Source organism: Aeromonas sp. Prich7-2, assembly GCF_017939255.1.
Lineage (GTDB): Bacteria > Pseudomonadota > Gammaproteobacteria > Enterobacterales > Aeromonadaceae > Aeromonas > Aeromonas caviae.
Map to the genome: position 1 here is coordinate 94,968 of NZ_JAGKRI010000117.1, position 11,364 is coordinate 106,331.

An 11,364-nucleotide genomic window follows, 5' to 3' on the forward strand; every position below is an offset into this window, starting at 1 on the left:
GCCCCACCCTCCCCCCGAGGTTGTGACCGCCAAGGCTGAAATAGCACTCAATTGACAACCAAAATAATATCGCCTCGTCACAGGGATATTTAGCCTCGTATTAAGCCTTGTCAGCCTTGTTCGGGCTGGGATACTCTCGTTGCCTGACAGTGTCAATAATGAGAGCTTTGCATGTTAAAGTCTGTTGCTGGCAATCAACGCATTTATTTAGGCTGTTTCATCTCATTGCTCTTATTTTTGCTTGTCGGCCATTTTTCCACCCTGGCACTTCAGAAAAACAAGCAGCTGGCTTTCTCAAAAAACCTGTTAATAAAATCGGATGAGGTCACCTTACAGCTTGCGACCTCATTACGTGCAGTCAACCAGGCCGCCCTCATCGAATGCAACAAACCCACCATAGATAAAATCAGGATCATCGCCTCCTATTACCCTTATGTCGATGACATAGGCATCGCCGAGGGTGACAAGCTGCTCTGTACCGCCAACTGGGGGATCCTGGAGAAACAATCGCAGCTTCCCCGCCATGACTTCATCACGGCCTCCGGATTCGAGGTCTATCTCAAGCCGCGCGATCTCTTCCCCTCCCAGCTCATCCGAAATATGACCCGCCTCGGCAACGTCGTGGCGTTTTCTTCTCGGCTGAGAGCGGAGCAGATATACAAGGACACCGCGGATTTCTCGTATGAGCTCGTCACCAAGAATGGGGAACACAAGTTCATCTCATTGGCGGGCTCCCCCGCCGCGAGCAACCACTTTTCGACCCTGTCGACCCGGCTGTGCAGCGACACCTTCGATTACTGCATCGTGACCTACAATGACAGCGTAGGCATCCTCGCCTATCACCCGCTGCTGATCGCGCTGTACTGTGTCATCGCATTGTGTTTCGGCGGCCTCATCGCCTTCTCGGTCACCAGCTATCAAGAAGAGAAGCGCTCCCTCGAGTTTCGTCTGATACGCGCGATAAAAAGGGAGGAGCTCTACCTCGAATATCAGCCAGTGGTGCATGCCGTACAACATCACATCGTCGGTGTGGAGGCGCTGCTGCGCTGGAAGGATGAGCTCTATGGCCAGGTCTCCCCCGAGCTGTTCATTCCCATCGCCACCAAGCTTGCGCTGTATAAGCATATCTCCTTCTTTATTGCTCATCGCGCCCTGCATGATTTGCAGCACCTGCTCAAGCAAGACAGTAACCTGATGGTGTCATTGAATATCAGCAACTATGAAATCACCAAACCGGAATATCTCGACTACCTGCATAAACAAGTCATCCTGCACGATATAAAGCCTCATCAGATCAAGCTTGAAATAACGGAGAGGATCAACGAGTACCACCAGAAAATATCGGAGTTCGCCATTGCCGCCCGCAAAAAAGGGTTCAAGGTATCATTGGACGACTTTGGTACCGGAGCATCCAATATTGTCTGGCTGACATCCATCGATTTCGACGAAATAAAATTGGACAAGATATTTATTCATGGCCTGCATGAAGAGCTGAAGAGGGATCTCTTCATCTCCATGCTCAACGGCATCGCCAAGCTGAACAAGCAGCTCGTCTTCGAGGGGGTGGAGAGCCCGCACGAACTGAGATTGATCGAGTCGTTCGACAAGCACGCCTTCATCCAGGGCTGGCTGTTTTACAAGGCCCTGCCGGCCGCGAGGCTGACCCACATCATCGCAGAGAAAAGAGCAAACTCCTCCCCGCCCCCCCCTTACCGCCGCATCGAGTAGCGCTCACTAAGGGGCTTCAATGGGTCTTCGCTCTAGGTCATCGCGCTAGCCGCTCCTCAAACCAAGGGCGCCTTGATGGCGCCCTTCTTGTCTCATCTCCCTGCATCCTAGGCAACCCGGTTGCGTCCCCGGCGCTTGGCCTCGTAGAGGCGCTGATCCACGCACTGCAGCCAGTCGTCCATGCGGCGATAGCCCATCTGATAGGCGGTGAGCCCCACGCTGATGGTGACGGTGATCGCCTGCTGCTGGTAGGCAAAGTGGTGACGCTCCACCAGCTGGCGGGTGCGTTCCATGATGACATGGGCCTCCTCCAGGCCCACCCCCCGCAGCAGCATGATGAACTCCTCCCCACCAAAGCGTGCCACCAGATCCTTGCTGCGCACCGCCTGCATCAGCAGGCTGGCCAGCGCCTCCAGCACCGCATCCCCGGCGAGGTGGCCATGCTCATCGTTGATCTGCTTGAAGAAGTCGATGTCTATCAGAGCCAGACAGCAGGCCTCTCCCCCGGCGGGATGGCGCTGGATGTGCTCCAGCACCACGTTGGCCTGGCTGAAGAAGCTGCTGCGGTTCGGCAGCTTGGTGAGAAAGTCGTGCTCGGCATTGAAACGCAGCACCCGCTCCATGCGGCTGCGCTCATCCTCCAGGTTGCGGGCATGGATCAGGGTGCCCAGTGCCGTGGTCAGCGGCTCGAGCAGGGTCACCAACGCCTCATCGAAGCCACCTGGGCGGTTGGCCAGGGCTATCATGCCGATGGCCTCCCCCTTGTGGCGGATGGGGATGCCGAGGAAGCTGTCCAGATGCGGATGCCCACGAGGGGAGACGCCGCGGCTCGCCGGGTGGCTCGGCAGATCGTTGCAGCACACCAGGACGTTGTGGGTAACCACGTGGCCGAACAGGTTGTCGAGCTTGCTGAAGGTGAGCCCTCCCCGATTCTGGCGCTGCTGCTCGTACCAGGCATGGGTCTGCTCGTCCCAGGAGACGTTGGAGATGGAGGGGACATAGAGGCTGGGGCTCCCCTCCTCGTACTGGAGGATGCCGATGAAGCCATAGGAGCTCTGGCTGACACTCAGCAGCCGCTCGAAGACGGTGTCGCAGGCGGATGCGAGATTGCGGTCCAGCAGAAAGCTCTGGTGGGCGGCCACGACGATGTCGAACAGCCGGCTCTGCAGCTCGACCCGCTGCTTGGCCAGTACCCCGGAAGTGATGTCGTGAGCCAGCTTGATCACCCCGAGCAGGGACCCCTCCTCGTCGGTGATGGGCATGTAGGTGGCATGGATCCAGAGGGTGCCGCCGTCTCGCGTGATCCGGCGAAATTCCCCCGAGTGGATTTCGCCGTTCAGCACCCTCTGCCAGAAGAACGCGTGCCCGACGTGCAGATCCGCCGGCAGCAACATCAGGTGGGATTGACCGATCAACGCCTCGGCCTCGTACCCGAGCATGTCGCAGAACAGGGGATTGACCGACACGATGCGCGCATCGAGATCGAACTCGACCATGCCGTAGGCCCGCTCCAGAGCCGTCTGCCGGGCCAGGGACTCATAACGATCGAACGTCTCGACGTCGCGAGCGCGAATTGCTGGGGTATTCATGGCTACGATTCCTTTCGTTCGCCGACGCCCCCCGCGAGAATGCGGGAACAAGAGTTCAGAGCATAGGATCCGGCACTCGGTTACGCGAACACGAGTCCCATTTGATGCAGCCAGGTACTTGCCACATCAGGCGCCCGGGCGCAGACTGTCTGGCCTTGCCCTGGCTCGAGGAGACCCCATGACACCCGCCATCAACCTGCTGAAGAAGCTGAAGATCCCCCACAAGCTCTACCCCTACGAGTGCGAGGCCCACGACGATTTCGGCAAGCATGCCGCGACCCAGCTCGGCCTGCCCGAGGAGCGCGTGTTCAAGACCCTGCTCGCCCATCACGACAAGCAGGCAGTGGTCGCCATAGTCCCGTCATCGGGCATGTGCAGCCTCAAGCAACTCGCCAAGGCGACCGGGCTCAAGAAGGTGGAGATGATGAAGCCGCTCGACGCCGAGAAGCTGACCGGCTACAAGGTGGGTGGCATCAGCCCCCTGGCCCAGAAGAAGCAGTTGCCCACCGTGCTGGACGACTCCGCCATGGCCTTCGACGAGATCCTGGTCAGCGGCGGCAAGCGCGGCCTCTCGGTCGGGGTGGCGCCGGCAGACATGGTGCGCCTGATGAACTGGATTGCCGCCCCCATCGGCGATCACCACGACTGAAAAGGACGAAGGGGCTCCGACATCGGAGCCCCTTCGCGGGTGACCAGAACACGGCGGGCGATCGGGTCCGCCTCACCCCTTCCCTCATGCCTCTGCCGAACGGCAGGCGGCGGTCAGCTCGGAGAGGCGCAGCCGCTGGCGCCCTGCCGCATCGAAGTTGCCGTCCTCCAGCCAGCGCTCGAAGCACCCTTTCAGGGCGGGCCACTCGCTGTCGATGACGGAGAACCAGGCCGTATCCCGGTTGTGTCCCTTGTCCACCCGCGCCTGACGGAAGGTCCCCTCATAGTGAAAGCCGAGGCGCAGGGCCGCCTGGCGCGAAGGCAGGTTCAGGGCATTGCACTTCCACTCGTAGCGCCGGTATCCCAGAGCAAAGGCATTGGCCATCATCAACACCATGGCCGCCGTCGCCAGCCGTGACTGCTGCATGGCGGGGGAGAAGTGCAGCCAGCCCACCTCTATGCTGCCCGCCAGGGGATCGATGCGCAGGTAGCTCGCCAGTCCCAGCGCCCGTCCGCTCCCCTCGTCGATGATGCCGTAGAACTGGGGATCCCGCTTGGTGGCAACCTCCCGCAGCCAGACCCCCATGGCGGTCTCGTCCGCGAAAGGGCCGCTGGTCAGGTAAGTCCACATGGCCCCGCTGTCGGCACTGAATGCCTGCCACAGATCCCCCAGGTGGCGCTCGGGATCAAGGGGCTCGAGACGACAGCCCCAGCCATGCAGTGCGCGGTGGGGAGGGAACTCGGCGCCGCGCCATTCTGGCAGCGCACGCCCCAGAGGCTGCCCAAAGTCGTTGAAAAGGGCGGCGCCGGACAGGGAGGCGTCGCCCCCCTCATTGCAACGTTCAACAGGCACAGGCAATTCCCCCTTCCAGCAGCACTCCGGGCTCGCTGCCCGTGGCGACGGCGAAACCGTCCTGACGCCACCAGTGCAGACCCCCTATCAACTCCTTGACCTCAAACCCGAGGGACGCCAGCTTGTAGGCCCCCTGGGTCGAACCGTTGCAGCCGATGCCGTCGCAATAGCAGACATACACCAGGTTCCGGTCCAGTACCGCCGTGGTCGACGCCGTCATGGTCCTGTGGGGGAAGGAGATGGCGCCGGGAATGTGCCCCTCGGCATAGTGTGCGGGGGAGCGGGTATCGATGACCACGATCCCCGCCGCCCCGGCCAGCAGATCGGCGGCCAGATCCGCCGGATCGGTACGAAACTTCAGCTGGGCCTCGAAAAAGGCGCTGGCTTCGGCGGCCCCTGCCACCCCTGTGCTCAATACATGACTCATCCTGAACGCTCCTGATGACTAGATGACGATCTCTGTGGTGACGACGGTGTTGACCGAGTTGGCGATGAAGCACTCCTCATGGGCCTGGTGGTGCAACTGCTCCAGATCCGCCAGGGCGGGCTCCCGCTCTCCCCCGAAGATCACCCTGGGACGCAGGGTGACCCGGGTCATGGCGAGGCGACCTTGCCCGTTTTTAGCCATGATGCCGACCGCTTCGTCCCGGTAGCTCTCTACCCGATAGCCCGCCTTCGCCGCCAGCCAGAGAAAGGTGAGCATGTGGCAACTGGAGAGGGCCGCCACAAACGCCTCTTCCGGGTCCACATGTTCCGCCACCGAGTAAGGCAGCGGCACCACATGGGGAGAGGAGGAGGCCGGCACCCTGACCCCGCCATCAAACGCCCACTCATGGGACCGGCTGTAACGCTGATCGACGAAGGGCTCGTGCTCCCCCCTCTGCCAACTGATGGTGGCACTGTATTCCGACATGCAGACTCCTTGTGTTGCCAATCCGTGCCGCCCGCTGGCGCCACCCTGTGACCACCAATGTAGCGACAAAATGGCCTTGCCACGCCGACCAATTTTGCCAATATGGGCAGACCAATTTCATCGAGCCGCCACCATGACCATCCACCCCACCCGCTCTGCCCGTCGGTCGCCAGCCCCACTGCCGCGCCATGCCCTGCGGGCAGTCTCCCTGCCTCGAAAGAGGTGCACCCCCCGAGCCAACGGGAGCACACCATGACCGTTCTGCCAACGCTCTTCGCCAGCCAGCAGCAAGGGGATCTGCCCCTGCACGAACAACTGGTGCGTACCCTGCGCGAGGCCATCCTGGCGGGCCACCTGCCCCTGCACAGCCGCCTACCCGCCAGCCGTCTCCTGGCCCGGGATCTCGGGATCTCCCGCAGCACGGTGGAACTGGCCTATGGCCGGCTTGAGGCGGAGGGGTATCTGGTGCGCAAGGTGGGCGCCGGCAGCTTTGTCGCCCTGGCGGCGGTGCGCCCCGCGCCGCGCCCGCCCCAGTCAGCGGCTGGCCTCTCCCGTCGCGGCCAGGAGATGGCCCTGGGTGGCGCCTGTCACGACGTGCCCGAGGTGGGCACCACCTTTGCTTCCAGCCAGCCGGATCCCCGTCTCTTCCCCCAGGCACTCTGGGGTCGGCTGATGCAGCAACAGTGGCGCCAGCGCGCCAGCGACTGGATGAACTACGGGGATCCCCAGGGGCTTGGGGAACTTCGCGCCGCCATCAGCAGCTATCTGGTGCAGTCACGCGGCGTGGTGTGCGAGCCGGATCAGATCCTGATCCTCACCAGCTCCCAGCAGGGGATCCTGCTGGCGACCCAGTTGCTCATCGATGCCGGTGACACCGTCTGGGTGGAAGACCCCGGTTATCCCGGGGCTCGCACCGCCATGGAGAGCGCCGGTGCCCGGGTACATCCGGTGCCGGTGGATGAAGAGGGGCTCAACCCTCATGGGGATCACCCGGCACCTCGCCTCATCTACTGCACCCCGGCACACCAGTATCCCCTTGGCGTCCCCATGAGCCTGCCCCGCCGCATGGCGCTGCTGGCCGAGGCAGAGCGTCACGGCGCCTGGATCCTGGAGGACGATTACGACGGGGAGTACCAGTATGATCAGCGTCCCCTGCCCGCCCTGCAGGGGCTCGACGGCCAGGGGCGGGTGATCTATGTGGGCACCTTCAGCAAGGTGCTGTTCGGCTCGCTGCGCCTCGCCTACCTGGTGCTGCCCAGGCCGCTGATGGACTCCTTCTGCCGCGCCAGGGCCGCCGTCGACGGCCACAGCAACCAGTTGCAGCAAGCGGTCACGGCAGACTTCATCCGGGGCGGGCACTTCGCCACCCACCTGCGCCAGAGCCGCCTCCTCTACCAGAGCAGACGGGATCTGCTGCTGGCGGAACTGGCCGAGCACTGCCCGGGGCTCACCCCCATCCACAGCGGCGCCGGCCTGCAGTGCGCCGTGCTGCTGCCCCCCGGTGGCGAGGCGCGCTGGACCGATGCCGCCAACGCCTGCGGGCTGGGGCTGCGCCATCTGGGCCAGTTCTACCTGGGCCCGCCGACGCTGGAAGGGTGGCTGCTCGGCTTTGGCTGCCTCGACAACCAGACGCTGCGCCAACTCTGTCGTCGCCTGGGTCTCTTGATGCAATCCGCATGACCCCCTTCTCAAGAGGTCAGATCTGCCAGAGCCTGATAGCGCTGTGTCGACGGGAATGGCCCGTCTATACTGGGCACAATCCCGTTGCCGAACCCGGTCAAGATGCATCGAATCCTGCTCCTTTTGCTCGCCCTCTCCCTCCCGTCCCTCACGATGGCGGCCACCCGCTTCACCCTGATCACCGGGGAGACCCAACAGGATGTCCGCATGAATTATTACCGGGCGGCGATGCGGCTGGCGCTGGAGAAAACACGGCCCGATTACGGCGACTATGAACTGCTCGACGCCATCAGGATGAACAAGGCGAGGATGCGGCTCGAAGTGCAAACGCCGGGCAAGAATGCCCTCTTCATCGTCGACAGCTGGCCCCAGGAGATCCCTCAACCCGGTGTCACCCTGGTCCCCTTCCCCATCGATCTGGGCGTGCTCGGCTACCGGGTCTGTTTTGTCGGCAGCGCCCGTGCCCAGGCCCTGGCCGGGGTTCACACCCTGTCCCAGTTGCAGCAGTTCAGGCAAGGGGTGGGCACAGGCTGGCGGGATGCCGACATCCTGCGCTACAACGGCTTCAGGGTGCAGGAGGTGGATAACTATGAGTCACTGTTTCGCCTGGTGGCCCGTGGCCGGATCGATCTCTTCTGCCGTGGTGCCAACGAGATATTGAGCGAGTGGAAAAACCACAGACCCGGCCTGCCGGGGCTGACCGTGGATAGCCATGTCGCCCTCTTCTATCCGCTCATCCACTCCCTCTACAGCCACGCCACCTACAGCAAGGAGCGCGAGCGCCTTTTGCGCGGCCTGCAACTGGCCTGGAAAGATGGCTCCCTGCAGCGCCTCTGGCGCCATCATTTCCAGCCTTCCCTGGTCTTTGCCCGACTCGATTCACGCCAGATCTTCCGGCTGGCCAACCCGCAGTTGCCCGACGAGAGCACCGACTACCGCTCCTATCTCTATGACCCGATGAGGGATGACTTTGGTATCGCTCCCTGACTGGCTCGCCGGTTCTCCCCTGTCAGGCAGGCTCCCCTTGCGCACTCTCTGCCTGGCGCTGCTGCTCTGGTTGCTGCCGACCTGCGTCATGGCCGCTCCCGGCAGCATTCGTGCCTGCATGGAGAACAGTGATTCGCCTCCCTGGTTGCTGATGTCCGGCGAGGGGATAGTGCAGTTCCACCTCAAGGAGGTGGCAAACCGGATCGGGCATCCCATCATTCTCACCCCCCTTCCCTGGAAACGCTGCCTCTCCCTCGTCAGCCAGGGCCAGCTCGATGCCGCCGTCAAGCTGAGCTACAGCGAAGAGCGTGCTCGCACCATAGGGGTCTATCCCATGCGACAGGGGGCACCTGATCCCGCCAAGCGCCTGCTCACCGAGAGCTACAGCCTCTACCAGCCAAAAGGCGGACAGGTTCGCTGGGATGGCCGGCAGCTCGTCGCCCCTGGCGTCATTGCGGCGCAGTCCGGTTTCTCCATCGTCGCCCAGCTGCAGGAGAGCGGTGTCAGGGTGGATGACTCCAGCAGGGAACCACTGATCCTGCTCAAGAAGGTCGCGATGCAGCGCGCCGTTGCCGCCGCCCTGCAAACCGGGGTCGCAGAACGGACCCTGGCCGCCCACCCGCAGTTGCAGGCCACACTCGAGCGGATCACCCCTCCCCTGGTCGAAAAACCCTACTACCTCATCTTCTCCCACCCCTTCCATCAAGCCCACCCCGATCTCAGCCAACAGGTGTGGGACGAGATTGAGGAGGTGCGACACTCCGCAGCCTATGCCCGCTTCGTCACAGGCATGGCGTCACCGGGGACCCCCTGACCCGCTCTTCAGCCCTGTTCGCGGCACAGGGCAAGCCAGGCCTCGGCGGTGCGGGAGAGGTAGCGATCCCCTGGCCAGATCACCCCGAGCCGCCAGCTCAGCGCCGGGGCCAGAGGGCGCAACACCAGGCCGTCCGGCGTCAGCCGCCGGCAGATGGGCTCCGGCAGGAAAGCGACCCCCATGCCGCTTCGCACCATGGCGGTGAGAAAGTCCCACTGGCTGCTGCGGGCCGCCACCTGAGGCACGAACCCGGCTTGCTCGCAGGCCTGCTCCAGCCGCTCGCTCAGGGTGAAGGCCTGGGTATAGAGCAGGAAGGGTTCGTCCCGCAGAGCCTCCAGCCGGATCTCGCCCCCCTCGCGCCAGCGGGGCAGGTCCGGTAGCACCACCCGGATGGGGTAACTGTCCAGCTCCAGGGCGCAGAGAGCCCCCTCTTCCCTGGTCGGCAGCATGGTGATGGCGAGATCCAGCTCCCCCGCCAGCACCGCCTGCTCGATGCGCCGCCCGCCATATTCGACGATGGAGAGCTCCACCCCGGGGTAGCGGCTGCGATAGGTACGGATGAGATCCGCATAGACATGGCCCACCATGGGCGGGATGCCGAGGGCAAGACGCCCGGATTGCAGGCTCTGCAGATCCGCCAGCTCCGCCTCCAGCTGCTGCATCTCCGCCAGGATGGTCTGGGCCCGATTGAACAGCACCTGGCCGCTGTCGGTCAGGGTGAAGCGGCGGCCAACCCGGCTCAGCAGGGGCTGGCCCAACTCCTCTTCCATGTTGCGGATCATTTTGCTGATGGTGGGCTGGGTGACGAACAGCTTTTCGGAGGCGCGGGTGAAGCTCTGCTCCCGCACCAGCTCGACGAAGTAACGCAGGGCTCGAATATCCATGGTGCTCTCTTGACGGGGATGGCTGGCTAAATCATGCCTCTTTGGCATGATTTTGATAATTTAAATTCATTTTTTGCAGGTTTGGTCCCTCTCTATACTGTGAGCAGGTTCACAGAAAGACGCTTGCCATGAAAACCCTCTGCCTTCGCTGGTTGCAAACCCCCTTCCAAATCGCCCTGCTGGCGGCCATCTGGTTGCTGGCCGACATCGCAGTGCGCACCTTGCACCTGCCCCTGCCCGCCAACCTCACCGGCATGTTGCTGCTGCTGATCTGCATCCTGCTCGGGGTGGTCAAGGCCCAGTGGTTCAGTGCCGGGGCCCGCTGGCTGCTGGCGGAGATGCTGCTCTTCTTCGTCCCTGCCGTAGTGGCCGTGGTCAACTATCAGGAGCTGCTGCTGCAGGAGGGGTGGCGCATCATGGTGGTCCTGATCGTCAGCACCGTGCTGGTGCTCGGCACCACGGCGCTGGTGGTGGACAGGGTCTATCGCCTCGAGCTGAAGCTGGCCCGCCGGAGTCGCCGCCATGTCTGACACCCTGCTCGGCCTGCTCTGCTTCGCCCTGACCCTGCTCTTCTACTACGCCAGCAAGTGGCTCTATGGCAAAAAGCGCATCCTGCCCCTGATGCCGCTGCTGCTGGCCCCCACCCTGCTGGTGGCCGTGGTGATGTTGTTCCACATTCCCTACCGGGACTACATGGCCGAATCCCACTGGCTGCTCTGGCTGCTGGGCCCTGCCACCGTCGCCTTCGCGGTGCCCGTCTACGAGAATCGCCAGCTGATGCGCCGCCACTGGCTCTCCCTCTCGGTCGGGGTCGTGGCGTCCGTGGTGATGGCGGTGGGCAGCACAGTGCTGCTGGCCCGCTGGCTCAACCTCTCCGAGCTGTTGCAACGCAGCATGGCCATGAGATCCATCACCACCCCCTTCGCGGTGGAGGCGACCCGTTCCGTGGGTGGCAACGCCGATCTCACCGCCCTGTTCGTGGTGCTGACCGGCGTCATCGGCATGGCGGTGGGAGAAAGCGTGCTCACCGTGCTCGCCATCCGCAGCCGCCTCGGCAAGGGCGCGGGCTTTGGTGCCTCGGCTCACGGGGCCGGGACAGCCAGGGCCTATCAGATGGGCAACGAGGAGGGGGTGGTCTCCAGCATGGTGATGATGATCGCCGGCATGGCCACCGTGCTGCTCGCCCCCCTCCTGGGCCGGCTGTTCTGGTAACTCCGCCACCCGATAACAGAAGAGGCGCCCTGGGGCGCCTCTTCTCATTGCATCGT

At 63.2% G+C, this 11,364-nt stretch carries 12 protein-coding genes; 7 read left to right on the forward strand and 5 right to left on the reverse strand.

The window, feature by feature from the left end; translation table 11 throughout:
* Window positions 1-171: 171 nt before the first annotated feature.
* On the forward strand, window positions 172-1,728 hold the full coding sequence (locus J9892_RS16375) for an EAL domain-containing protein (protein WP_201922331.1): 1,557 nt from the start codon (window positions 172-174) through the stop codon (window positions 1,726-1,728).
* Between the two features lie 107 nt (window positions 1,729-1,835).
* Here J9892_RS16375 and J9892_RS16380 read toward each other — a convergent pair whose 3' ends face one another.
* Window positions 1,836-3,317, reverse strand: a complete 1,482-nt coding sequence (locus J9892_RS16380) for a sensor domain-containing diguanylate cyclase (protein ID WP_210538596.1) — start codon at window positions 3,315-3,317, stop codon at window positions 1,836-1,838.
* Window positions 3,318-3,495: 178 nt separating this feature from the next.
* On the opposite strand from J9892_RS16380, the gene ybaK reads away from it, so the two are divergent.
* Window positions 3,496-3,966, forward strand: a complete 471-nt coding sequence (ybaK, locus tag J9892_RS16385; RefSeq protein ID WP_041211703.1) for a Cys-tRNA(Pro) deacylase — start codon at window positions 3,496-3,498, stop codon at window positions 3,964-3,966.
* 84 nt (window positions 3,967-4,050) lie between these two features.
* Here the strand turns inward: ybaK and J9892_RS16390 are convergent, their stop codons facing one another.
* The 3 genes from J9892_RS16390 to J9892_RS16400 are packed head-to-tail and all read right to left on the reverse strand — an operon-like array spanning window position 4,051 to window position 5,731.
* Window positions 4,051-4,818, reverse strand: coding sequence for a GNAT family protein (locus tag J9892_RS16390; protein WP_232098036.1), 768 nt, complete (start codon window positions 4,816-4,818; stop codon window positions 4,051-4,053).
* Entirely contained in the window at window positions 4,808-5,245 is a 438-nt protein-coding gene (locus tag J9892_RS16395; protein ID WP_042878345.1) for a rhodanese-like domain-containing protein, read from the reverse strand. The genes J9892_RS16390 and J9892_RS16395 overlap by 11 nt, the downstream gene beginning before the upstream one ends.
* An 18-nt stretch (window positions 5,246-5,263) precedes the next feature.
* On the reverse strand, window positions 5,264-5,731 hold the full coding sequence (locus tag J9892_RS16400; protein WP_182956759.1) for an OsmC family protein: 468 nt from the start codon (window positions 5,729-5,731) through the stop codon (window positions 5,264-5,266).
* Window positions 5,732-5,983: 252 nt separating this feature from the next.
* Here J9892_RS16400 and J9892_RS16405 point away from each other — a divergent pair, with 252 nt between their 5' ends.
* The 3 genes from J9892_RS16405 to J9892_RS16415 all read left to right on the forward strand — a co-directional run bounded on the left by J9892_RS16405 (window position 5,984) and on the right by J9892_RS16415 (window position 9,212).
* Window positions 5,984-7,411, forward strand: a complete 1,428-nt coding sequence (locus J9892_RS16405) for a PLP-dependent aminotransferase family protein (protein ID WP_113069000.1) — start codon at window positions 5,984-5,986, stop codon at window positions 7,409-7,411.
* Between the two features lie 102 nt (window positions 7,412-7,513).
* Window positions 7,514-8,398 (forward strand): hypothetical protein, encoded by an 885-nt coding sequence (locus J9892_RS16410; protein WP_234035471.1) that lies wholly within the window; start codon window positions 7,514-7,516, stop codon window positions 8,396-8,398.
* Window positions 8,376-9,212 carry a transporter substrate-binding domain-containing protein gene (locus J9892_RS16415; RefSeq protein ID WP_246876692.1) on the forward strand — a complete coding sequence of 279 codons (837 nt, stop codon included), beginning with the start codon at window positions 8,376-8,378 and terminating at the stop codon, window positions 9,210-9,212. The genes J9892_RS16410 and J9892_RS16415 overlap by 23 nt, the downstream gene beginning before the upstream one ends.
* 8 nt (window positions 9,213-9,220) lie before the next feature.
* Here the strand turns inward: J9892_RS16415 and J9892_RS16420 are convergent, their stop codons facing one another.
* Complete coding sequence (locus J9892_RS16420) at window positions 9,221-10,096, reverse strand: LysR family transcriptional regulator (protein ID WP_167826123.1); 876 nt, start codon at window positions 10,094-10,096, stop codon at window positions 9,221-9,223.
* A 128-nt stretch (window positions 10,097-10,224) separates the two neighbouring features.
* Between J9892_RS16420 and J9892_RS16425 the strand changes: the two genes are divergently transcribed.
* Window positions 10,225-10,626: a CidA/LrgA family protein gene (locus J9892_RS16425; protein WP_200164367.1), complete on the forward strand. Its 402-nt coding sequence runs from the start codon at window positions 10,225-10,227 to the stop codon at window positions 10,624-10,626.
* A complete protein-coding gene (locus J9892_RS16430; RefSeq protein WP_010675703.1) occupies window positions 10,619-11,308 on the forward strand; it encodes an LrgB family protein in 690 nt (229 codons plus the stop codon). Before J9892_RS16425 ends, J9892_RS16430 begins: the two co-directional genes overlap by 8 nt.
* Window positions 11,309-11,364 lie beyond the last annotated feature (56 nt).